The organism is Noviherbaspirillum galbum (assembly GCF_010974945.1).
Lineage (GTDB): Bacteria > Pseudomonadota > Gammaproteobacteria > Burkholderiales > Burkholderiaceae_D > Noviherbaspirillum > Noviherbaspirillum galbum.
Window position 1 is genome coordinate 45,469 of sequence record NZ_JAAIVB010000068.1, and the last position, 23,201, is coordinate 68,669.

General features: G+C 66.2%; 24 protein-coding genes. 16 read left to right on the forward strand and 8 right to left on the reverse strand.

From position 1 onward, the window contains the following. Positions 1-3 precede the first annotated feature (3 nt). From G3574_RS19090 to G3574_RS19100, 3 genes are all read right to left on the reverse strand, one after another. The gene (locus G3574_RS19090) at positions 4-201 is read right to left on the reverse strand and encodes a hypothetical protein (protein WP_163966755.1); all 198 of its coding nucleotides are present in this window, start codon (positions 199-201) and stop codon (positions 4-6) included. A gap of 174 nt (positions 202-375) precedes the next feature. Continuing rightward, positions 376-1,500 carry a branched-chain amino acid ABC transporter substrate-binding protein gene (locus tag G3574_RS19095; protein WP_163966758.1) on the reverse strand — a complete coding sequence of 375 codons (1,125 nt, stop codon included), beginning with the start codon at positions 1,498-1,500 and terminating at the stop codon, positions 376-378. Between the two features lie 268 nt (positions 1,501-1,768). Next, complete coding sequence (locus G3574_RS19100; RefSeq protein WP_205609850.1) at positions 1,769-2,455, reverse strand: FecR domain-containing protein; 687 nt, start codon at positions 2,453-2,455, stop codon at positions 1,769-1,771. Positions 2,456-2,551: 96 nt separating this feature from the next. On the opposite strand from G3574_RS19100, the gene G3574_RS19105 reads away from it, so the two are divergent. After that, complete coding sequence (locus G3574_RS19105; RefSeq protein WP_163966761.1) at positions 2,552-3,322, forward strand: phytanoyl-CoA dioxygenase family protein; 771 nt, start codon at positions 2,552-2,554, stop codon at positions 3,320-3,322. A gap of 18 nt (positions 3,323-3,340) precedes the next feature. Here G3574_RS19105 and G3574_RS19110 read toward each other — a convergent pair whose 3' ends face one another. The 4 genes from G3574_RS19110 to mobA form a co-directional block, all read right to left on the reverse strand. Then, entirely contained in the window at positions 3,341-3,655 is a 315-nt protein-coding gene (locus tag G3574_RS19110; RefSeq protein ID WP_163966764.1) for a hypothetical protein, read from the reverse strand. Between the two features lie 52 nt (positions 3,656-3,707). Continuing rightward, positions 3,708-6,056 carry an endopeptidase La gene (lon, locus tag G3574_RS19115; RefSeq protein WP_205609853.1) on the reverse strand — a complete coding sequence of 783 codons (2,349 nt, stop codon included), beginning with the start codon at positions 6,054-6,056 and terminating at the stop codon, positions 3,708-3,710. Between the two features lie 237 nt (positions 6,057-6,293). Then, positions 6,294-7,580, reverse strand: a complete 1,287-nt coding sequence (gene moeA / locus G3574_RS19120; RefSeq protein ID WP_163966769.1) for a molybdopterin molybdotransferase MoeA — start codon at positions 7,578-7,580, stop codon at positions 6,294-6,296. 37 nt (positions 7,581-7,617) lie between these two features. Then, the gene (mobA, locus tag G3574_RS19125) at positions 7,618-8,214 is read right to left on the reverse strand and encodes a molybdenum cofactor guanylyltransferase MobA (RefSeq protein ID WP_163966771.1); all 597 of its coding nucleotides are present in this window, start codon (positions 8,212-8,214) and stop codon (positions 7,618-7,620) included. 160 nt (positions 8,215-8,374) lie between these two features. Here mobA and apbC point away from each other — a divergent pair, with 160 nt between their 5' ends. The 15 genes from apbC to G3574_RS19200 all read left to right on the forward strand — a co-directional run bounded on the left by apbC (position 8,375) and on the right by G3574_RS19200 (position 22,597). After that, entirely contained in the window at positions 8,375-9,463 is a 1,089-nt protein-coding gene (apbC, locus tag G3574_RS19130; RefSeq protein WP_163966774.1) for an iron-sulfur cluster carrier protein ApbC, read from the forward strand. A 187-nt stretch (positions 9,464-9,650) separates the two neighbouring features. Further along, a complete protein-coding gene (locus tag G3574_RS19135) occupies positions 9,651-10,169 on the forward strand; it encodes a DUF3305 domain-containing protein (RefSeq protein ID WP_163966776.1) in 519 nt (172 codons plus the stop codon). Further along, positions 10,159-10,806, forward strand: coding sequence for a DUF3306 domain-containing protein (locus G3574_RS19140; protein ID WP_163966779.1), 648 nt, complete (start codon positions 10,159-10,161; stop codon positions 10,804-10,806). The genes G3574_RS19135 and G3574_RS19140 overlap by 11 nt, the downstream gene beginning before the upstream one ends. Further along, complete coding sequence (locus G3574_RS19145) at positions 10,793-12,883, forward strand: 4Fe-4S binding protein (RefSeq protein ID WP_163966782.1); 2,091 nt, start codon at positions 10,793-10,795, stop codon at positions 12,881-12,883. The genes G3574_RS19140 and G3574_RS19145 overlap by 14 nt, the downstream gene beginning before the upstream one ends. Before the next feature lie 13 nt (positions 12,884-12,896). Beyond that, positions 12,897-13,511, forward strand: a complete 615-nt coding sequence (locus G3574_RS19150; protein WP_163966785.1) for a TorD/DmsD family molecular chaperone — start codon at positions 12,897-12,899, stop codon at positions 13,509-13,511. Positions 13,512-13,742: 231 nt separating this feature from the next. Then, complete coding sequence (locus tag G3574_RS19155) at positions 13,743-13,946, forward strand: hypothetical protein (protein ID WP_163966788.1); 204 nt, start codon at positions 13,743-13,745, stop codon at positions 13,944-13,946. 16 nt (positions 13,947-13,962) lie between these two features. Next, complete coding sequence (locus G3574_RS19160; protein WP_163966791.1) at positions 13,963-16,929, forward strand: formate dehydrogenase subunit alpha; 2,967 nt, start codon at positions 13,963-13,965, stop codon at positions 16,927-16,929. 21 nt (positions 16,930-16,950) lie between these two features. Beyond that, positions 16,951-17,604 carry a formate dehydrogenase FDH3 subunit beta gene (gene fdh3B, locus G3574_RS19165; RefSeq protein ID WP_163966794.1) on the forward strand — a complete coding sequence of 218 codons (654 nt, stop codon included), beginning with the start codon at positions 16,951-16,953 and terminating at the stop codon, positions 17,602-17,604. Continuing rightward, positions 17,601-17,834, forward strand: coding sequence for a hypothetical protein (locus G3574_RS19170; RefSeq protein WP_163966797.1), 234 nt, complete (start codon positions 17,601-17,603; stop codon positions 17,832-17,834). The genes fdh3B and G3574_RS19170 overlap by 4 nt, the downstream gene beginning before the upstream one ends. 40 nt (positions 17,835-17,874) lie before the next feature. Continuing rightward, positions 17,875-18,996 carry a formate dehydrogenase subunit gamma gene (locus G3574_RS19175; protein ID WP_163966800.1) on the forward strand — a complete coding sequence of 374 codons (1,122 nt, stop codon included), beginning with the start codon at positions 17,875-17,877 and terminating at the stop codon, positions 18,994-18,996. Positions 18,997-19,028: 32 nt separating this feature from the next. Next, positions 19,029-19,379: a hypothetical protein gene (locus G3574_RS19180; protein WP_163966803.1), complete on the forward strand. Its 351-nt coding sequence runs from the start codon at positions 19,029-19,031 to the stop codon at positions 19,377-19,379. A 32-nt stretch (positions 19,380-19,411) separates the two neighbouring features. Then, on the forward strand, positions 19,412-20,254 hold the full coding sequence (locus G3574_RS19185) for a formate dehydrogenase accessory sulfurtransferase FdhD (protein ID WP_163966806.1): 843 nt from the start codon (positions 19,412-19,414) through the stop codon (positions 20,252-20,254). A gap of 19 nt (positions 20,255-20,273) precedes the next feature. After that, complete coding sequence (locus tag G3574_RS19190; protein WP_163966808.1) at positions 20,274-21,197, forward strand: DMT family transporter; 924 nt, start codon at positions 20,274-20,276, stop codon at positions 21,195-21,197. 21 nt (positions 21,198-21,218) lie between these two features. After that, on the forward strand, positions 21,219-21,926 hold the full coding sequence (locus tag G3574_RS19195) for an ABC transporter permease (RefSeq protein ID WP_163966811.1): 708 nt from the start codon (positions 21,219-21,221) through the stop codon (positions 21,924-21,926). Next, a complete protein-coding gene (locus tag G3574_RS19200) occupies positions 21,923-22,597 on the forward strand; it encodes an energy-coupling factor ABC transporter ATP-binding protein (RefSeq protein WP_163966814.1) in 675 nt (224 codons plus the stop codon). The genes G3574_RS19195 and G3574_RS19200 overlap by 4 nt, the downstream gene beginning before the upstream one ends. A gap of 36 nt (positions 22,598-22,633) precedes the next feature. On the opposite strand, the gene G3574_RS19205 is transcribed toward G3574_RS19200, so the two are convergent. Beyond that, positions 22,634-22,993 (reverse strand): hypothetical protein, encoded by a 360-nt coding sequence (locus G3574_RS19205; RefSeq protein WP_163966818.1) that lies wholly within the window; start codon positions 22,991-22,993, stop codon positions 22,634-22,636. Positions 22,994-23,201: the final 208 nt, after the last annotated feature.

Genomic DNA, 23,201 nt, shown 5'->3' on the forward strand with positions numbered 1-23,201 from the left:
CGGCTATTCCTTGACCACGCTGAGTTGCCCGCTCGGCCAGGCGACGAAGCGGTGCATCTTCACCTCGTCCAGCGCGGAGGCCTTTACCATGAAGCGCCGCTTGCCGGCCCCGGTGAGGAGCAGCGTGTAGATGAAGACGACGCAGGCGCGCAGCGCCATCTGCGCGGTGAGGTCTTGTCGGCGGCGGTCCGCGCCAGGCATGGAAATGATCCAGTCAATGGCATCCATCCTTCAGCATGGAGGAAATGAAAGATGGATCCAGCGTAGCGCGCCGGTTTGGCGGCGTCGTGACTCAACGCAAGGAGCGCGCCCCCTCCCCTTGCCCCCTGACAGGAAGGGGGCGGGGGTGGGGCGGCTGGAACGGAGGGGTGCGGCTTAGTAGCTGGTCAGCGGAACCGGCTGGCCGTTCTTGAAGGTGAAGATCGTCACCGGGGATTGCTGCATGTTGCCCTTCTCGTCGAAGGCATAGGTGCCGGCCACGCCCTTGTAGCTGTTCTTGGCGACTTCGGCACCCACCTTGGCGGGCTCGACCGAACCGGCCTTCTTCATGGCGTCGGCGTAGAGCATCACGCCGTCATAGAAGGAAGCGGCATAGACGTCCGGGTCCTGGCCGAAGCGCTTCTTGTACTTGGCCTTGAAGTCGGCGCCGCTGGCGGCCTTGTCGAGGATGGCGCCGCCCTGGGCGCACAGCACGTTCTCGCCCACGGCGTCGCCGCCGAGCTTGCCCATTTCCGGCGCGCAGATGGTGTCGCCGCCGAGCAGCTTGGCGTTCAGGCCGAGCTGCTTCATCTGGCGCGCCATCGGGCCGCCCTGGGGAGCGTAGCCGCCGAAGAAGATGGCATCGACCTTCTTGGCCTTCAGGTTGGTCAGGATCGGGGTGAAGTCAGAAGCCTTGTCGTTGGTGAATTCATGGCCGGCAACGGTCAGTCCGGAAACGCGCGCCTGCTTCTTGAATTCCTCGGCAACGCCCTGGCCGAAGGCGGTGCGGTCATCGACGACCGCCACGTTCTTGAGCTTGAGTTCCTTCGCGGCGTACAGCGCCATCTTGCCGCCGAGCTGCGTGTCGCTGGCATTGATGCGGTAGAGGTTCTTGTAGCCTTGCTCGGTGATCTTCGGATTGGAGCCGACGGTGGCGACCACCGCGCCGGCCTCGCTGTAGACGCGCGAGGCGGGGATGGCCACGCCGGAGTTGTAGGGGCCGACGATGAACTTCACGCCGCCGTCGACCAGCTTCTGCGCCACGCTCACGCCGGACTTCGGATCGCCCTGGTCGTCCTCGGAGACGAGTTCGAACTTGAGCTTCTTGCCGCCGACGGTGATCGGCTTGGCGTTGAGTTCCTCGACGGCGAGGCGCGCGCCGTTTTCATTGTCCTTGCCGGCGAAGGACTGGGAGCCCGACAGGGGGCCGCTGTGGCCGATGCGGACGACGGTTTCCTGGGCGCAGGCGGCGGCGGCCATGCCCATCAGGGCGGCGGCGCCGATCAGTTTGTTCAGTTGCATGCAGCTTCCTTTTGAGAGAGGTGGCCGGGCATGCTCATGGCAGGCGGCGGCCGTTGAACCCGTGACGCGGGAATGATTGAATCGATGGATCAATGGATCACGGGGCTGCATTATGAACAACTTGCCGCAAAATATTCTTGCGTTGTTGGCGTGATTTGGCGCATTCCCGTTCGGTCCGCGCCCCGCCGCGGCGCGGCGTTCGAATTTAATTCGGCATTCCCGGAATCGGGCACGGCCCGGCGGCTGCGCAAGGGCACCCTCGCGGGCATCAGTACCGTTCGCGCCTGCCTTTCCTGCCGCTTGCCGTAAAGGGCGGCACGCGGCCGGCCAGGGCTTCGAGCATCACCAGTTCGTCATCGCGGTGGTTGTCGACCGCGGCCTTGCTGTACGGCGCCTGCGCGTCGGCGCCGATGTAGAGCGGACTTTCATGGTGCCGGGTGCGTATCGTGCGCTGCTTCGACGGCGCATGGACCGGCGTGATCGCAGCGGTGCCGTAGCAGAGGCAGAAATAGGTGTTGTGTTCCCCGGCCTCGATGTAGCAGGCGGTGCCGCGGATGCCGATGGTCGCGGTCGGCGTGATCAGCCGCTTGCGGCCCTTGCCGAAGACGCTGAGCACGCGGCCGGTGAGGTAGCGCAGGACCGTCACGCCGGCGCCCTGCTCGATGCGCATCGCGCTGTCGCCGCGCAGCAGGAAGGCATGGCTGTCGTGCACCAGCACGGCTTCGCTTTCGGGGCCGGTCTCGATCTTCTGGCCCATGCGCAGGCGCTGTCCGGAGGCGGCGGGCTCGCCATCGATGCGAACGTCTCCCTTGATCGTGTGCAGGCCCTGCGGCGCGGCGGCGAGCGCGTCGGTGAGCAGCGCCGCCATGCCGCCCATGCCCAGCGCCCCGCCCGCGGCGAGCCGCGCCAGTCTGGCCAGGGCGCGGCGCCGTGCCAGGTCAGTGAAATCGTCCATGCCAGTACGCCGGAAAAATGCGATGCGTCATTGTAAGTCGGCATGCAGGCAGGGGCAATTTGCGTTAACGTATGCGAATACCACACCCTCACCGCCATGACGCTCTCCGACATCGAACTCGAACAATTCCAGCGCGACGGCTTCCTCGTCTTCCGCAAGATGGCCACGCCCGTGGCGTGCGACCTGATGCGCGCGGTGACGCGCGAACAGCTCAAGGCGGGCAAGGAACCGCTGGAATACGAGGCGGTGCTCGGCTATCCGGGCGCGCCGGCGTCGCTGGACGCGCCAGGCGGCCGGACCATCCGCCGCCTGAAGGATGCCTACCACCGCCATCCCTGCTATCGTGCCTGGGCGGAGGACGAGCGCATCGCCGGCCGCGTGCGGCAGATAGTAGGCGAAACGCCCCGGCTGGTCCTGGCGCATCACAACTGCGTCATGACCAAGCATCCCGGCTATGGCACCGCAACCGGCTGGCACCGCGACATCCGCTACTGGTCCTTTGCCCGCAATGCGCTCGTTACCGTGTGGCTGGCGCTCGGCGACGAGACCGCGGCCAATGGCGCGCTGCATGTCATCCCCGGCTCGCACCGCATCGAGATCGCGCGGCACCGGCTCGACGAGCTCGATTTCCTGCGACCCGAGGTGCCGGAGAACCAGGAGCTGATCGCGCAGGAAACGGTGGTGGAGCTGGAGAAAGGCGACGTGCTGTTCTTCCACAGCGGCCTGTTCCATGCCGCCGGGCGCAACGAGGGCAATACGGTGAAGATGTCGGTGGCCTTCGCCTACCGCGGGGAAAGCAACCTTCCGGGCGCGGGCTCGCGCTCCGCGGCGGCGGGGGACGTCGCCCTGCCGGCAGCACGCACCTGATCCGGACCTGATTCCTGCCTACCTGCGCCAGCCGCCGAAAGGCAGGCTCCACAGGCTCAGCACGCTTTCCACCTGGCGCGCGAACAGTCGCTGGTTTTCCTCGACCATGCGTTCCCAGGCCGCCGGGTCCAGCGTGCCCTCGCATTCTTCCCTTACCAGCCTGCCGTCCTCGTAGCGCGCTTCGTGGTGCCGCACGTGCGCCTGGCCGCCACGGGCGACGATTTCCGTACGCGCATAACGAAACTGGAACGACGACTGCACCGGCCGGACTTGCGCGTCCTGTTCCGGCGCTTGCCGCTGCGCATCGTCCATCGCGCTCAACCAGGCATTCATGAATTGCTGAAGTGCACCGCCCAAGGCATCCTCCGTCAGGTCATCGTGTCGGTCAGCGCGGGCCGCCGACGGCCGCGCTCAATGCATCTTCGACCCGCTCCAGCCAGATGAATTCCAGCGCGTTGCGCACCTCTTCCGGGATCTCTTCCATTTCCTTGCGGTTGCGCGCGGGCAGCATGACGCGCCGGATGCCGGCGCGCATCGCGGCCAGCACCTTCTCCTTGACGCCGCCCACCGGCAGCACCATGCCGCGCAGGCTGATCTCGCCGGTCATGGCGCAATCGTTGGCCACCGGCCTGCCGGTCAGCAGCGAGCAGAGCGCGACATGGATCGCCACGCCGGCGCTGGGCCCGTCCTTGGGCATGGCGCCGGCCGGCACGTGAACGTGGACATCGTTGTCTTCGAATACCCGGGCATCGATGCCCAGCGTTTCGCATTGGGCCTTGACCAGGGTGAAGGCCGCCTGCGCGCTCTCCTTCATGATGTCGCCCAGCTTGCCGGTAAGGATGAGCTTGCCGTGGCCCGGCGTGCGGCTGGCCTCGATGAACAGGATGTCGCCACCCACGGGGGTCCACGCCAGGCCGGTGGCGACGCCCGGCAAGGCGGTGCGCAGCGCGAGCTCGTTCTCGAACCGGCGCGGCCCGAGGATTGCGGGAAGCGTCGCGGCATCGATGGCGATCGGCCCGGCTTCGCCCTCGGCGATGCGCATCGCCACGTGGCGGAAGACGTTGCCGATCTCGCGCTCGAGCTGGCGCACGCCGGCTTCGCGGGTGTAGTCGCCGATCAGCGCATGGATGACGTCGCCGGCAAGCTCGCATTGCGCGGCGCTCAGGCCTGCCGTTTCCCGCTGGCGCGGCACCAGGTAACGCCAGGCGATCTGCGTCTTTTCTTCCTCGGTGTACCCAGGCAGGCGGATGATTTCCATGCGGTCGAGCAGGGGACCGGACAGGGCGTCGAGCATGTTCGCGGTGGCGATGAACATCACGTCCGACAGGTCGAAGGGTTCGCCGAGGTAATGATCGCGGAAGGTGGCGTTCTGCGCCGGGTCCAGCACCTCGAGCAGCGCGGCGGCGGGATCGCCGTGGCCGCCGGCGCCGAGCTTGTCGATTTCGTCGAGCAGCATCACGCAGTTGCGCGTGCCGGCGCGGCGCAGGCTCTGGATGATGTTGCCCGGCATCGCGCCCACGTAGGTGCGCCGGTGGCCGCGGATCTCGGCTTCGTCATGCACGCCGCCGAGGCTCACGCGCACGAACTTGCGGCCGGTGGCGCGGGCGATGCTCTCGCCGAGCGAAGTCTTGCCCACGCCGGGCGGGCCGACGAGGCACATCAGCGGGCTCTTGCCATGCGGATTGAGTTTGCGCACCGCGAGATGTTCGAGGATGCGCCGCTTGACCTTGTCGAGCCCGAAGTGATCGCCGTCCAGGATGCGGCGCGCATGGCCGATGTCGATGTTCTCCTCGCTGCGCGCCGACCACGGCAGGCTGGTCATCCACTCCAGCCAGGACAGCAGCATCGCGTATTCCGCCGCCGCTTCCGGCATGCGTTCCAGCCGCTGCAGTTCCTTGCGGACATGGGTATCGGCCTCTTCCGACATGCCGGCCTTGAGCAGGGCGGCCTGCAGCCGTTCGGCGTCGGCGCCGCCTTCGCTTTCGCCGAGTTCCTTCTGGATGGTCTTGAGCTGTTCGCGCAGCAGGTACTCGCGCTGGCGGTCGTCCATGCGCTCCTTGGTCTGGGCGGTGATTTCATGCGACAGCCGCAGCACCTCGATGCGCGACCCGACAAGCTCGAGGATCTTGTCGAGCCGCCGCCGCAGGTCGCCCGTTTCCAGCAGGTCCTGCTTCTGCTCGAGGTTGAGGTCGAGCAGGCCGGCAACGAAATCCCCAAGGGCGGAAGCGGAATCGACGTTCTGCGTGGCGGCGCTCAGTTCGGCGCTCGCCTGCGGCAGCAGCTCCACGATCTCGGCCGTGCGCTGGCGCAACTGCAGCATTCGCGCCTGGATGTCGGGCGCGCTTTCATCTTCCTCGCCGAGCCGTTCGATACGCGCCACGAAGAAGGGATAGCCGTCGAGGAACTCCTTCACGCGAAAGCGCTGCTCGCCCTGGCACACCATGTAGTGACTGCCTTCCTCCGAGGTGATGTAGCGCAGCACGCCGGCCAGGGTGCCGACCTGGAACAACTGGTCGGCGGACGGCTTCTCCAGGTCAGAGTCTTGCTGCAGCAGCAAGCCGATCGGGCATTCGGCGCGCACCGCTTCCTGCGCGGCGGCGATCGACGCTTCGCGCCCGAGGCTGATCGGCACGATGGTGCCCGGGAAGAGCACGAGGTAACGCACGGGAATGACGGCGATGGCATCGGCAGGGATGCGCGGCGCCGTGCTGGGGCTCTCCTTGATTTCCTGCATCGAGATCGCGCTGTCCTGTTCCAGCGCGATCTCGAGCAGCTGTCGTTGTTCCGCCTTGTTCATGTTCGCAACCTTCGATTGGCAATGCGGCGCGCATTGCATCGCCGCATGATGTTTCGGAGGTTGGACAGGGAGGGACGAAATGCCGTTCCTGTCAAAACGACATTTCGTTGCCGGGCATGGAGCGGCGCAAGCGCGCGCCCGCGGGATTGCGCCAGCGCCAGACCGGCGCGGGCGTCAGACGAGGCCGTCGAAGAGAATGACGTCGACCTCGTCGCCGGCCTGCACGCCGGACTGCTCGTGATGCAGCACCACCATGCAGTTGGCTTCCGACATCGAGCGCAGGATGCCCGATCCCTGCGAGCCGGTAATGCGCACTTCTTGCCGCCCGTCCTCGGCCACGCTCAGGATGCCGCGCTGGTACTCGGTGCGCCCGGGTTTCTTGCGGATCGCCGCCTGCGAACGCACCCGCAGCAGGGGCAGCGGCGCGGCCTGCGCGCCCATCATGCGCAGCAGGGCATCGCGCGCGAAGAAGTAGAAGGTCACCATCACCGCCACCGGGTTGCCGGGCAGGCCGAACAGCACCGCGCTCTTGCCTCCGGAGGCAATCTTGCCGAACGCCATCGGGCGGCCCGGGCGCATGCCGATTTTCCAGAAGGCGACGTCGCCGAGCGTCGCCATCATCTGCTTGGTGTAATCCGCCTCGCCGACCGACACGCCGCCGGAAGTGATGACGGCGTCGGCGTTCTCGCAGGCGCTGCGAAACGCCGCCTCGAGCGAGGCCGGGTCATCCTTCACCACGCCCATGTCGAGCACGTCGCATCCCAGTCGGGAAAGCATGCCGTGCAAGGTATAGCGGTTGCTGTCGTAAACGCAGCCGGGGTCGAGCGGTTCGCCGATGGAGCGCAATTCGTCGCCCGTCGAGAAGAAGGCTACCCGCAGGCGCCGCCGCACCGGCACCTCGGCGATGCCGAGCGAGGCCAGCAGGCCCAGGTCGGCCGGCCGGAGGATGCGGCCCTGCGCCAGCGCCGGCTTGCCGGCCTGCAGGTCTTCACCCTGCAGGCGGCGGTTGTCTCCCGGCTTCACCGCGCCCGCCGGGACGCTTACCTGGCCGCTTCCGGCATCGCGCGTGAATTCCTGCGGCACCACGGTGTCGCAGCCGGGCGGCATCGGCGCGCCGGTCATGATGCGCACGCACTCGCCCGTCGCGACCGGGGCCGCCGGCGCGCCGCCCGCCAGCACCGTGCCGGCGATGCGGAAGGTGGCGGCATCCTGCGCGGGCAGGTCGGCACCGCGCAGCGCGTAGCCATCCATGGCGGAGTTGTCATGCTGCGGCACGTCGATGGAAGAGATGACATCCTCGGCAAGCACGCGGCCGAGCGCGCTGCGCAGGGCGAGCTTCTCGACGGCGTCCACCGGCGCGGCGAGCGCATGGATGATCTGCTGGGCCTGCGCCACCGGCACGGCGTCGGGGTCGTAGCCGGACAGGCAGCTGATGATTTCGGCAAGGCTGGAACGGGACATGTTTCCGGGCTGGGCTGGAGTGGTTAGGCGGGAACGGTCAGGATTCGAACTGCCGCAATTCCTCGAGGGTATTGATGTTGCGGAACGCGGACTCGTCGGGAAAATGCACTTCGACGAAAGGCAGGGAACGGTACCAGCGGTCGATCTTGCGCCCGCCTTCCTGCAGGAACAGGTTCAGGCTGGGCAGCACGCCCGCATTCATCAGGCAGAACACCGGATGGGGCTGGACCGCATCGCCGCTGCCGGTCACCGCCACGGCGAGGTCGGCATTGCGCGAGAGCAGGGCCTCGCCGAGGCGCTCGACCAGGTCGTGCGGCAGGAAGGGCGAGTCGCATGGCGCCGTCACCAGGTAGTCGGTGTCGCAATGCGACAGCCCGGTCTGCAATCCGGCCAGCGGGCCCTCGAAGCCGCCCAGCTGGTCCGGCCAGACCGGAAAGCCGAAGCCTTCGTAGGGAGCGATGTTCTGGTTGGCGTTGATCATGAGCGCGCCGACCTGCGGCTGCAGGCGCATGATGGCATGCAGCACCATGGGCGCGCCGCGGAAGGGCTGCAGCCCCTTGTCCACGTGTCCCATGCGCGAGCCGCGGCCGCCGGCGAGGATCAGGCCCGTGATGTGTTGGGGAGAAATGGTCATGGCGTCGTCTTGGCTAACACGCCGGCTATTGTACCCGGGTCCCCGCCAGCCGGAACGCGCCGCGACGGCAGCATCAACCTTGCTGGCGGTGGGGATAATCAGGGGGCAATGGCGGGCAAACTGGTTTAGACTTGTGCGGTTCCCAGAAAGAGGTATGCACATGTCTTTATCGGTAGATGCAGTCAAGGCCGCCCTGTCCAGCGTGATCGATCCCAATACGGGCAAGGACCTGGTGTCTTCCAAGTCCGCGAAGAACATCCGTCTCGACGGCGCCGACGTGGTGCTCGACGTCGAGCTCGGCTATCCGGCGAAGAGCCAGATCGATCCCATCCGCAAGCTGGTGGTGGCCGCGGTGCGCGGCGTGGAAGGCGCGGGCAACGTCAGCGTCAACGTCTATTCCAAGATCATCGCCCACGCGGTGCAGCGCGGCGTGAAGCTGATGCCCAACGTCAAGAACATCATCGCCGTCGCCTCGGGCAAGGGCGGCGTCGGCAAGTCGACCACCGCCGTGAACCTGGCCCTGGCCCTGGCGGCCGAGGGCGCGCAGGTCGGCATCCTCGACGCCGACATCTATGGTCCTTCCCAGCCGATGATGATGGGCATCAACGCCCGTCCCGAGTCGGTGGACGGCAAGACCATGGAGCCCCTCGAGAACCACGGCCTGCAGGTCTCCAGCATCGGCTTCATGATCGATCCCGACGAGCCGATGGTCTGGCGCGGCCCGATCGTCACACAGGCCCTGCAGCAGCTGCTGGAACAGACCAACTGGCGCGACCTCGACTACCTCGTCGTCGACATGCCTCCCGGCACCGGCGACGTGCAGCTCACCCTGTCGCAGAAGGTGCCGGTCACCGGCGCGGTCATCGTGACCACGCCCCAGGACATCGCCCTGCTGGACGCGCGCAAGGGCCTGAAGATGTTCGAGAAGGTCGGCATTCCCATCCTCGGCATCGTGGAAAACATGAGCGTCCACATCTGCTCCAACTGCGGCCACGCGGAGCCGATCTTCGGCCAGGGCGGCGGGGAAAAGATGTGCGCGGACTACGGCGTGGAATTCCTCGGCGCCCTGCCGCTGACGATGTCCATCCGCGAGCAGGCCGACTCCGGCAAGCCGACCGTGGTGGCGGATCCGGACGGGCAGGTGGCCGCGATCTACAGGTCGATCGCCAGGAAGGTGGCGATCAAGGTGGCGGAGAAGGCCAAGGACATGACGAGCAAGTTTCCTTCGATCGTCATCAAGAACGATTGATCTCCCGGTCCTGACTGCCTCTTTCACCGCCTGCCAACCCGTCATTCCCGCCCGCGCGGGAATGACAACCCGGGCGGATGCACCGCCCGCCACCTTGAAGCCGCAAGACAACACGCAAGTGCAAATTCTCCGGTTTTAGCGCAAACTATCCTCCCGTCACCTTGCGCATCTCCCCCGCCTTATCAACATGGAAACCGACGCCATCAACGCCGCAGTCGTGATGCAGCGCCTCCCGCTCGCCAGCCGCTGGCAATCCTGGCAATGGAAGCCGGTCGAAGTCGACGTTCCCACCCTGCTGCCCGCCGCGCCGCCGCGCTGCCTGCGCAACGATGAATCCGACGCGCGCTGGCTGTTCACCGGCTTCGAAGTGCGTTTGTACACCGACGAGGCGGAGGGCTATTTCCTGAACGTCGATTCGCCGGCGCCCTGCTGGTTTGTCATGTGGCGCCTGGAAGACATCGACGGCGAGGAGGTGGCGGTGCCCAAGGCGCTCACACTTTCCTACAACGAGGCGGCGCGCCTGATGGACGGCGGCGAACGCGTCGACACCGTGCCGGCGCCGGCGGAAGTCATCGAACAGCTGCGCGCGTTCGCGCTGGAGCATTACCGGCCGGAGCCGAAGAAGAAGCGGCGCAAGCCTTCCTTCGAGGGCGGCGCCGGCGTGGAGCAGATGGCGCGCGCCGAGGGAGGCAGCCATGGAAGCTGAGAGCTTTTTCTCGCGCTGGTCGCGGCGCAAGTCCGAGGCGCGCGAGCAGGAAGCGCCCGCCGCGCCGGGCACGGAGAACCCGCCGGCGCAGCAGTCCGCGGAACAGCCTGCTCCCGCGCCGACCATGGAGGACGTGGCCAAGCTCACGCCGGACTCGGACTTCACCCGCTTCGTCGCGGGAGGCGTCGACGAAACCGTGCGCCGCTCCGCGCTCAAGAAGCTGTTCGCCGATCCGCATTTCAACGTGATGGATGGCCTGGACGTCTATATCGAGGACTTCAACAAGTTCGATCCGATCCCCCCCGCCATGCTGGCCGCCCTCAATCACGCCAAGTCGGTGCTGAATCCGCTAGACCATCTCGGCAAGCCGGTCATGGCCATGCTTGACGCGGAACCCAAAGAAGCTGAACATCCGGCTGACCAGGAACCGGCCGCCGCCGAACACCATGCCGAGGCGGACGCGGCGCGCGAGCAGCCCGGCTTGCAAGAAGCGCACGAAGCGCAACTACCGGCACAAGCGGAGCCGGAAGCCCTCAACGCCAGCAAGACGGACGTTGCCAGCGATGATGCGGCGCTCCCCGGCCAGAACACACCGATCACACCGCTTTCTACAGAATCACCTCATGACCCAATTTAAAGTTTGCAGCTGCAACCGCACCATGCCGCTCGACGCGGCCGCGGGCGCCAGCCTGGGCGCGGCGCTGGGAAGCGGTCCGCTGCCCATGCATTCGCAGTTATGCCGGCGCGAGGTCGGCAGCATGCTCGAGGCCCTCGACGGCGTGGACCAGGTGGTCGTCGCCTGCACCCAGGAACGCGGCCTGTTCAGCGAGCTCGCCGAGCAAAAGACCAGCGTGGCGCCGCTGCGCTTCGTCAACATCCGCGAAACCGGCGGCTGGGGCAAGGAGGGCCGCCAGGCCCTGCCCAAGATGGCCGCCTTGCTTGCCGCCGCGGCATTGCCCGATCCGGAGCCGGTACCCGAAGTGGAATATGCCTCCGGCGGGAACGTCCTGCTGATCGGCCCGTCTTCCCGCGTGCTGCCCTGGGCGAAGAAGCTCGGCGGCCAGCTCGACGTCAGCATGCTGCTGACCTCCGGGCATGGCGGCGAGGCGCTGCTGGAGCGGGTTCATCCGAGTTTTTCCGGCGGCAACGTTCGCGTTGATGGCTGGCTGGGCGCGTTCAAGGTGAACTGGGAGCAGCAGAACCCGATCGACCTGGAATTGTGCACCCGCTGCAATGCCTGCATCCAGGCTTGCCCGGAAGGCGCCATCGACCTCAGCTACCAGATCAACCTCGATGCCTGCACCCGTCACGGCGACTGCGTCAAGGCCTGCGGACCGATCGGCGCCATCGATTTCGGCCGCGCCGCGACCGAGCGCAGCGGCGAATTCGACCTTGTCTTCGACCTGCAGGATACGCCGGCGATCCGCCTGCACCAGCCGCCGCAGGGCTACTTTGCCCCCGGCGCGGACGCGGCCAGGCAGGCGGCCATGGCGCTCGAGCTGGCCCAACTGGTCGGCGAATTCAGCAAGCCGAAGTTCTTCGTCTACAAGGAAAAGATCTGCGCGCATGGCCGCAACCGCAAGACCGGCTGCAATGCCTGCGTCGAGATCTGCTCCGCCGGCGCCATCAGCCATGATGGCGACCGCATCAAGGTCACGCCCCAGCTGTGCGCGGGATGCGGCGCCTGCACCACGGTCTGCCCTTCCGGCGCCCTCACCTATGCCTATCCGCGGCCGGACGACCTCGGCCTGCGGATCAAGACCCTGCTCGACACCTACGCCCGGGCCGGCGGCAAGGCGCCTGCCTTGCTGTTCCATCACCACGAGGACGGCGCGGCCTTGCTCCTCGAACTCGGACGCCTGGCCGGCGCGGGCAGCCTGGACGGCATGCCGGCGCGGGTCATCCCGGTCAGCCTGCAGCACGTCGCGAGCGCGGGCATCGACGTCTGGCTGAGCGCGATCGCCTTCGGCGCGAGCAACGTCGCGGTGCTGGCGACCGGCGCGGAAGCGCCGCAGTACCTCGAGGCGCTCGAACACCAGATGCAGATCGCGCAGACCATCCTGACGGCGCTGGGCTACGCCGGCCGCCACCTCGAACTGCTGCGCGCCGCGGATGCCATGGCGCTCGAGGCCGAGCTGCGCCGCCTCCAGCCGGCGCAGGGCGTGCCGCAGCGCGCCACCTACCGCATCACCCAGGAAAAGCGCACCACCCTGGATTTTGCCTTCGAGCACCTGCTCAAGCACGCGCCCGCCCCGCAGGAAACGATTCCCTTGCCGGCACCGGCGCCCTTCGGCAAGGTCGACGTCGACACCGCCGCCTGCACGCTGTGCATGTCCTGCGTCGGCGCCTGCCCGGAAAAGGCCCTGGCCGACAATCCGAACCTGCCGCAGCTGCGCTTCATCGAGAGCAACTGCGTGCAGTGCGGCCTGTGCGAGAAGACCTGTCCGGAGAATGCGATCACGCTGACGCCGCGCCTGCTGCTCACGCCCGCGGCCAAGCAGCCGGCGGTGCTCAACGAAACCCAGCCCTATCATTGCATCCGCTGCAGCAAGCCCTTCGGCACCCTGCAGATGATCGAAAACATGGTGGCAAAGCTGTCGATGCACGGCGCCTTCGCGGGCAACATCGACCGCATCCGCATGTGCGGGGATTGCCGCGTGGTCGACATGATGCAGAATAAATCGGAATCATCCATCCTGGACCTCAAGCGCTGACCTGATTATCACGATGACAAGCACACAGACGCTCCGCTTCGAAGCACCCGACCAGGGCGAGGAAACCGCGCGCGCCGACCTCTACGGCCTGCTCGCCTCGCTGTTCTACGCGCCCGCCAGCAAGGACCTCATCGACCGCATCGCCGCCAGCGGGCAGGACGGCGACGGCGTGCTGGAGCAGGCATGGTCCGGCCTAGTGGACGCGTGCAAGCGCGCCAGCGCGGACGAGGTCCGCGACGAATACGAGTCGCTCTTCATCGGCGTCGGCAAGCCCGACGTCATGCTGTACGGTTCCTACTACCTGTCCGGCTTCCTCATGGAGAAGCCGCTGGCCGCCCTGCGCGACGACCTCGGGAAACTCGGCTTGCAGCGCGACGAGGCGGTGCCGGAAAGCGAGGATCACATCGCTACCCTGTGCGAGGTGATGCGTTACCTGATCGCGTCCGACGATTCTTTGCACGCCAATGTCGCAACGCAAAAAAACTTTTTCGCCACCCACATCCAGCCTTGGGCGGACACCATGTGCGAAGCCGTCATCCAGCATCCGGCCGCCCGGTTTCATGCATCGGTCGCGCGCCTCGCGTCGGCATTCTTCGCGGTCGAGGCCCAGGCCTTCGACATGGCTTGAATGACAGCCCAGGGCCTTGTCGTAAGCTTGCCGTAAGTTTCGCGTAAGTGAGCCGTAAGCTTTGTCGCGATCGCGAGACTGTTTCAACACCTATTCAATTTTGTCCAATCAAATTGATCAAAACCATCGTGCAATTTGCGCGGGGACGCACTATTATGGTTCGATGACAAAGTCTGCCCACAAGCAGACACGACCGCGCTGAACCGCGTCCGCTAGGAAGGAGAGACCACCATGGCAGAAAAAATGAAGACCGCAAGACGCAGCTTTTTCACCGGGCTCGGCCTGGTCGCGGCAGCCGGCGTCGCTGCGAAGATCACGTCCAAGACCACCGTTCCGCAAATCGCCGACCTCGCGCCCGAAGCGGCCGATCCCGGCGACGACGGCTACCGCCTGACGGAACACATCCAGAAATACTACCGCACCACTAAAATCTGACCCCCGGGGGATGACCATGCTCTTGACTCGCAAAGGCCAGTCAGGCCAGCGTTCGGCTCAACGCTTTTCTTCCAGCCTGACCGACAGCCTGTCGCGCGCGCTGCCTACCATGGACCGGCGCACCTTTCTCAAACGTTCCGGCATCGGCATCGGCGCCGGCATCGCCGCCTCGCAGCTGAACCTGATCCAGCGCGCCCGCGCCGCGGACGGTGCGGACAAGGCCGGCGGCAACGGCAAGATCGAGGTGCGCCGCACCGTCTGCACCCACTGCTCCGTGGGCTGCGCGGTGGACGCGGTGGTCGAGAACGGCGTCTGGGTGCGCCAGGAACCGGTGTTCGATTCGCCGATCAACCTCGGCGCGCACTGCGCCAAGGGCGCGGCGCTGCGCGAGCATGGCCATGGCGAATACCGCCTGAAGTATCCGATGAAGCTGGTCAACGGCAAGTACCAGCGCATCTCCTGGGACCAGGCGCTGCAGGAAGTCTCCGCCAAGCTGCTCGAGATCAAGAAGGCAACTGGACCGGATTCGGTGTTCTTCGTCGGCTCGTCCAAGCACAACAACGAGCAGTCCCAGCTGCTGCGCAAGTTCGTGTCCTTCTTCGGCACGAACAACTGTGACCACCAGGCCCGCATCTGCCACTCCACCACCGTGGCGGGCGTCGCGAACACCTGGGGCTACGGCGCCATGACGAACAGCTACAACGACATGCAGAATTCGAAGGCGATCATGTACATCGGCTCGAATGCGGCGGAAGCCCACCCGGTGTCGATGCTGCACATGCTGCATGCAAAGGAAAGCGGCACCAAGGTCATCGTGGTCGACCCGCGCTTCACCCGCACCGCGGCCAAGTCCGACCAGTACGTGCGCATCCGCTCGGGCTCTGACATTCCCTACCTGTACGGCATGCTGTACCACATCTTCAAGAACGGCTGGGAAGACAAGAAATACATCAACGACCGCGTCTATGGCATGGAGAAGGTCCGCGAGGAAGTCATGAAGTGGACGCCGGACAAGGTGGAAGAAGCCTGCGGCGTGCCCGAGGCGGAAGTGTTCAAGGCCGCCGAGACCATGGCCAAGAACCGTCCCTCCACCGTGGTCTGGTGCATGGGCCAGACCCAGCACAGCATCGGCAACGCCATGGTCCGCGCCTCTTGCATCCTGCAGCTCGCGCTCGGCAACGTCGGCGTCTCTGGCGGCGGCACCAACATCTTCCGCGGCCACGACAACGTGCAGGGCGCGACCGACGTCGGCCCCAACCCCGACTCCCTGCCGGGCTACTATGGCCTGGCGACCGGCGCCTGGAAGCACTGGGCGAACGTGTGGGGCGTCGACTATGAATGGGTCAAGAAGCAGTACGCCTCGCAGGCGATGATGGAAAAGTCCGGCACCACGGTGTCGCGCTGGGTCGACGCCGTGCTGGAAAAGAATGAATTCATCGACCAGGACAACAACGTGCGCGGCATGGTGTTCTGGGGCCATGCGCCGAACTCGCAGACGCGCGGCCTTGACATGAAGAAGGCGCTCGACAAGCTCGACCTGCTGGTGGTGATCGACCCCTACCCGTCCGCCACCGCGGCGATGGCGGCGATGAAGGTGGACGGCCAGGAACTCAACCCGAACCGCGCGGTGTACCTGCTGCCGGCGGCGACGCAGTTCGAGACCTCGGGCTCGGTGACCGCGTCCAACCGCTCCATCCAGTGGCGCGAAAAAGTGATCGAGCCGCTGTTCGAATCGCGCACCGACCACATGATCATGTACCAGCTCGCCGAGAAGCTCGGCTTCGGCAAGGAACTGGTTGCCAAGCTGAAGCTCGTTCCCGGCAAGGGCGGCATGATGGAACCCGAACCGGAGTCCATGCTGCGCGAAATCAATCGCGGCAACTGGACCATTGGCTACACCGGCCAGTCGCCCGAGCGCCTCAAGGCGCACATGCGCAACATGCACCTGTTCGACGTCAAGACCCTGCGCTGCAAGGGCGGCAAGGACGCGGCCAGCGGCTACGACATGACGGGCGACTACTTCGGCCTGCCCTGGCCGTGCTACGGCACGCCGGAGCTCAAGCATCCCGGCTCGCCGAACCTGTACGACAACACGCGCCACGTGATGGACGGCGGCGGCAACTTCCGCGCCAACTTCGGCGTGGAGCGCGAGGGCGTGAACCTGCTGGCGGAAGACGGCTCGCATTCCGTCGGCGCCGACATCACGACCGGCTATCCGGAGTTCGACCACGTCCTGCTCAAGAAGCTTGGCTGGTGGGATGACCTCACCGAGGAAGAAAAGAAGGCCGCCGAGGGCAAGAACTGGAAGACCGACCTGTCCGGCGGCATCCAGCGCGTCTGCCTCAAGGTGCACGGCGTGCATCCCTTCGGCAACGCCAAGGCCCGCGCGGTGGTGTGGAACTTCCCCGACCCGGTGCCGCTGCATCGCGAACCGATCTACGGCACCAAGCCGGACCTGGTGGCCAAGTACCCGACGCACGACGACAAGAAGGCCTTCTGGCGCCTGCCCACGCTGTACAAGTCGATCCAGCAGAAGAACGTGGAAGCGAAGCTCTACGAGAAATTCCCCATCATCCTGACCTCGGGACGCCTGGTGGAATACGAAGGGGGCGGCGAAGAGACGCGTTCCAATCCCTGGCTGGCGGAGCTGCAGCAGGACAACTTCGTCGAAATCAACCCGAAGGCGGCATCCGACCGCGGCATCCGCGACGGCGAGTACGTGATCGTATCCACGCCGACCGGGGCACGCATCAAGGTCAAGGCCCTGGTGACGCCGCGCGTGGGTCCGGACACCGCGTTCATTCCCTTCCACTTCTCCGGATGGTGGCAGGGCAAGGACATGCTGGAGTACTACCCGGAAGGCGCGGCCCCGGTGGTGCGCGGCGAGGCGGTCAACACCGCCACCACGTACGGATATGACTCGGTGACCATGATGCAGGAAACCAAGACCACCATCTGCAACATCGAGCGCTACACAGCCTAAGGCCTGAGCCAGGAGACGACAATGGCACGAATGAAATTCATCTGCGATTCGGAGCGTTGCATCGAGTGCAACAGCTGCGCGACCGCCTGCAAGAACGAGCATGAAGTACCCTGGGGCGTGAACCGCCGCCGCGTGGTCACCATCAACGACGGCGTGATCGGCCAGGAAAAGACCATCTCGGTGGCATGCATGCATTGCTCCGACGCGCCATGCATGGCGGTGTGCCCGGTGGACTGCTTCTACCGCACCGACGAAGGCGTGGTGCTGCACAACAAGGACACCTGCATCGGCTGCGGCTACTGCTCCTACGCCTGCCCCTTCGGCGCGCCGCAGTTCCCGTCCAACGGCACCTTCGGCCTGCGCGGCAAGATGGACAAGTGCACCTTCTGCGCCGGCGGCCCGGAAGAGAACGGCTCCAAGGCGGAATTCGACAAGTACGGCCGCAACCGCCTCGCCGAAGGCAAGCTGCCGGCCTGCGCTGAAATGTGCTCGACCAAGGCATTGCTCGGCGGCGACGGCGATGCGATCGCCGACATCTTCCGCACCCGCGTCATCCGCCGCGGCAAGGGCAGCGAAGTCTGGGGCTGGGGCACCGCCTACGGCAAGTCCCCGAACCCGGACGCCAAGGCGCCCACGCCGAACGCCAAGGTGCCGGAAGGAGGAAAGGTATCATGAGGACAACCCTGCCCTGCCTGATGCTGGTCCTGGCCGCCGCCCTTGCCGGCTGCGCCGAGCGAGACCAGAACAAGAGCGCCTCCAACACCAACCGCGATGATGCGGCGCCCTTCTCCGGCGCCAAGAATTCCTTCGTTGCCGCCGGCTGGAAGCCCGGTGAAAAGGGCGACTGGGAAGCGCAGATGCGCCGCCGCGTGATGACGCAGAACGAGTACAACAAGACGAACTGATTGCCGCCTCCCTGGCGGAGGAAGCAACGAGGGAAACATCATGAAGAGATTGTTTGCCGTCATCGCCCTGGGCATTTCGCTGGCTGCGGTATCGGGCGCGCAGGCGCAGGCGCAAGACCCGGGCAAGCCGGCCGCGGCCGCCGCGCCGAACGTCGAGTCCATCGACATCCTCAAGCAGAACCAGGCCGAGCGCACCCGCGACCAGCCCGGCAACAATGCGCCGACCTGGCGCATCGTCAAGGAAGGCACACAGAACTACAGCAGCCTGCCCTACAAGGAAGCCGGCATTCTGATCCAGCCGAAGGCGCAGTTTCCCGGGCAGGAACACGCCACCACCGCCGGCGAGGCCTGGCGGCGCTACCGCAACGGCCCGCTGATCACCTTCGGCGGCTGGCTGCTGATCGCTGCCCTGGCGGCGCTGCTGGCGATCTATGTCGTCAAGGGTCCGGCGCGCAACAGCATCCCGCCGACCGGCCGCCTGATCGAGCGCTTCACGCCAACCGAGCGCTTCGTGCACTGGAGCGTGGCCATCAGCTTCAGCCTGCTCGGCCTGTCCGGCCTGGTCATGGCCTTCGGCAGGCATGTGCTGATGCCGCTGTTCGGCCATACGCTGTTCGGCTGGCTGGCCTACCTGTGCAAGAACATCCATAACTTCGTCGGCCCGGTCTTCCTGGTGTCGACGGTGGTGTTCTTCGCCGTCTACGTGCGCGACAACCTCCCCGGCAAGAGCGACCTGCACTGGCTGTCCCGGCTGGGCGGCGTACTGGGCAAGGACAAGCATGCGAGCTCCGGGCGCTTCAACGCCGGCGAGAAGATCTGGTTCTGGGGCGGCCTGACGGTGCTCGGCCTGGTGGTAAGCGCCAGCGGCTTCGTGCTCGACAAGCTCGTGCCCGGCATGCCCTACCTGCGCGGCGACATGCAGGTGGCGCACGTGATCCACCTGATCGGCGCGGTGCTGTTCATTGCCGGCGCGTTCGGACACATCTACATGGGCACGCTGGGCAGCGAAGGCGCCTACAAGGGCATGCGCGAAGGCTACGTCGACGACGCCTGGGCCATGGAGCACCATGATCTCTGGTATGAACAAATCCAGCGTGGCGACATCCCACGCATAAGGTCCCGCGAGGAGCGCCCGGAAACCGGCGCGCCGGCCAAGGCATGATCCCTGCCATGGCAGGGTTAAGGAGAGGAAAGATGAAGAACTGGTTGATTGCGATCGTTTCCCTGGCTGCCGCCGGCGCCGCCGTTGCCAAGCTGCCGCCCCCGAGCGAGGAAGCCAAGACCGCGGCCGAACTGGCGAAGGCTAAGGCTGCCTGGAGCGACAAGGTTGCCGCCTATCAGTTGTGCAAGGCGCAGGACAAGCTGGCCGATCGTTACCACAAGGAAAAGGGCGGCAAGAAGTCCGCAGACACGCCGGCCTGCGCCGATCCGGGGGCCTTCGTGCCGCCCACCGCTGCCGCACCGGCCGCTGCAGCACCGGCCGCACCCGCAGCGGCTGCGCCGGCCGCCCAGGCGACGGCCCAGGCAGCTCCCGCAAAGAAATAACCGCCCAGCGACATAACCGTTCAAGCGCTCCCATGTCTCATCGCCCCCTGTTGTCGAATGCTTCGGTGCCACTGACCAAGGAAGTGGAGGTGATGGACGAGCGCGGCCGGCTCTCGACCATCTCGATCCCGGCCGAACGTCCCCTCACCCTGTACATCGACAAGCGTGAACTCGTCACGCTGATGACCCTCGGCGGCGCCCCGGAATCGCTGATCCTCGGCTACCTGCGCAACCAGCGGCTGGTGAAGGCTATCGAGGACATCGAAGCCATCCAGGTGGACTGGGAAGTGGAAGCCGCCGCCATCACCACCCGCAATGGCATTGCCGACCTCGCCGAGCGCACCTCCAAGCGCGTCGTGACCACCGGCTGCGGCCAGGGCTCGGTGTTCGGCGGACTGATGGACGAAGTGGACAAGATCACCTTGCCGGCGGACGCACGCCTGCGGCAAGGCACTTTGTACAAGATCGTCGACACCATCCGCACCCAGCAGTCCATCTACAAGCAGGCCGGCTCGGTGCATGGCTGCGCGCTGTTCTCCGGCGACGGCGAGATGCTGTATTTCGTGGAGGACGTCGGCCGCCACAATGCCGTGGACTCGATCGCCGGCCGCATGTGGCTCGACGGCGTGCGCGGCGAGGACAAGGTGTTCTACACCACCGGCCGCCTGACCTCGGAAATGGTGATCAAGGGTGCGCAGATGGGCATTCCCTTCCTGCTGTCGCGCTCGGGCACCACCCAGATGGGCCACATGGTGGCCGAGAAGCTGGGCATGACGCTGCTGGCGCGCTGCACCGGCAAGCATTTCCTCGCCCTCACCGGCAAGGAAAGGCTGATCATGGAACCGCACCTGGCGGACGTGCTGCGCGTGGCCTGATGCCTCCATTCCGAAAAGCATGACGGGCCTTCCGGCAGCCTGCCGGAATGCGCCTTATACTTCCTGCATGATTCCCCGCTCGCGGCTCGACGCCTTCTACGCCTGGTTCTTCGTGCTCATCTGGGGCTCCGGCTATCTCGCCTCCAAGACCGGGATGCAGTACGCCCCGCCTTTCACCTTCCTGGCCCTGCGCTACAGTTTCGGCGTGCTTTGCCTCCTTGCATGGGTGGGATGGTCGAAGCCGCAATGGCCGGCGAGCCGAACCGAATTCTTCCATGTCTGCGTTGCCGGCCTGCTGATGCATGCGGTCAACCTCGGCGGCAGCCATTACGCCCAGTACCTCGGCATGTCCGCCGGCGTGACGGCGCTGCTGCTCGCCACCCAGCCGCTGCTGACCGCCGTCTATGCCCACCACCGCCTAGGCGAACGCCTCGACCGCCTGCAATGGCTGGGCGTGCTGCTCGGCCTGTGCGGCGTGGCGCTCGTGGTCTGGCACAAGATCAACCTGAAGGCAGTCACCGCCGGCAGCCTGGTGGCGGTAACGATATCGCTGCTGGCGATCACCAGCGGCACGCTCTACCAGCGGCGCTACTGCAAGTCGGTGGACCTGCGCAGCGCCTCGCTGATCCAGTTCGGGGCATCGCTGCTGGTGGTGGCGCCGCTCGGCTGGGCGGTGGAAGGATTCCCCGTGCGCTGGAGCTGGCCGCTGGTGATATCGATCTTCTTCCTGGTCATCTTCGCGTCCATCCTGGCCGTCAATGTCCTCAACACCATGATGCGGCAGGGCCACGCCGCCAAGGTGACCAGCCTGCTCTTCCTCACGCCCATCGTGGCGGTGCTGCTGGAATGGCTGATGTTCGGGGTGGTGCCGACCGGCGCCAGCGTGGCCGGCATCGTGGTGACCTGCCTCGGCGTTGCGATGGTCAGCCGGCGCAAGGCCTAGCTCTCTGGCAAACTACGTTCCATGCATCTTCTCGACGCCATCCGCGACGCTTTCCTGCTGCTGCTTTCCGGCGACGCCGCGCTCTGGCGCACCATTGCCGTTTCGGTAAGGACGACCCTGCTGGCGCTGCTGATCGCCGCGCCCTGCTCCGTGGCGCTCGGCTACCTGATGGCGACGCACCGCTTCCCGGGCCGCCGGCTGATGATCTGGCTCACCCAGGCAGCGCTGTCCCTGCCCACCGTGCTCATCGGCCTGCTGCTCTACCTGATGCTGTCGCGGCGCGGGCCGCTGGGCGACCTGCAATGGCTTTTCACGCAATCCGGCATCGTCGCCGGGCAGGTGCTGATCGCGCTGCCGGTCCTCACCGCGTTCTCGCTCGCCGCGATCCAGGCGGCCGACCCCCGGCTCGCCGAAACCGCGCTGACCCTCGGCGCTTCCCCGTGGCGCTTGATGTGGACGGTCTTGCGGGAAGTCCGGTTCGGCGTGATGGCTGCGATCATCCACGGCTTCGGCCGGGTGATTTCGGAGGTGGGCTGCGCCATCATGGTGGGCGGCAACATCGCCGGCGAGACGCGCACCATCACCACCGCGATCGCGCTCGAAACCAGCAAGGGGGAATTCGCGCAAGGCATCGCGCTGGGCATGGTGCTGGTAGCCATCGCCCTGGCCATCAACGCGCTGCTGTTCATGCTGCAGGGCGATCCGCGCGTCGCCAGGGGAACGGCATGACGCTGCTTGCCATCCACGGCCTGCGCAAGCAGTTCGGCGAGCGCCTTCTGTTCGACATCGAGGCGCTGGAACTGCGCAAGGCCACGGCCTACGTCCTGACCGGCCTGAACGGAGCCGGGAAAAGTACCCTGCTGCGCATCCTGGCCGGCCTGGAGCAAGCGGACGCCGCCTCCTGCACCTACCTCGGCATGCCGGTCGCGCTCTCACCGTATCCGCCGGCGATGCGCGGCAGCATCGTGTACGTGCACCAGCATCCGGTGCTGTTTTCCACCAGCGTCTGCAAGAACATCGGCTATGGGCTTGCCGCGTGCGGCATGCCGCAGGCAGATGCGGCCGAACGCGTCGAAGCGGCGATGGCGTGGGCGGGCGTGACCCACCTGCGCGACCGCCTGCCGCATGGCTTGTCGGGCGGCGAAAAGCAGCGCATCGCTCTGGCCCGCGCGAAGGTGCTCGAACCGCGCCTGCTGCTGCTCGACGAACCCACCTCGAACCTCGACGGCGCGGCCAGGGAACAGGTCATCGCGCTGATTCCCTCGCTGACCGCGGCGGGCAGCAGCGTGGTGATGGCTTGCCATGACCGCGACCTGATCGCCCTGCCCGGCGTGCAGCGCCTGAAGCTGCGCGACGGCCGCCTGCAGGCGCGCCAGCAGCGCGCGCGCCTCGTGAAATAGGCAAGCTTTCCGGAAGAGATTCGCCCTGCTTGAGGCTTACTGCGTCTTGTCCGGCGGCGTGGTATTGGGCGGCGAATAGTTGTTCGTCTGGCCGTTGAGCGGCATCGACGACTGCTCCTGCTCCTTGCTCAGCTGTTCCGGCCGCACCTGTGATGGCGTGCCAGAATCGCCGCTGCTGGTGGCGCCCGCGCCGGCCTTCGGCGACATGCTTGCGTCCGAGGGCGGCAGCTTGTCCTTGGGCAGGGCGACCGACTGGTCGGAGGTTTTCGCCAGCGGCACGTCGGCGTTCACCGACGGCTTGGCGGCGTCCGAGGTCTTCGGCTCGGGCGTCTTCTGGCAGCCGGCGGCCAGCAAGGCGCCAGCCAGCATCGGCATGATCAGGATCGTTCTGTTCATCTCGGCCTCTCGTCATGAGTATTCGGTGGCAGGAAGCAAGGCGCGCGGCGGCCCCTCATTTCCATGATTCCTTGCCTTTCGACCAATTCGTTGCGTTGCGGTTCGTCCGGGGCGGCTTGATCCATGTCTTGCTCCCGCGCCAGTCCCCCGGCCCGCCAGAACTTCCCTCATTCAAAGCCGCCAAACCTTCTTTGCATGAAGGAGCATG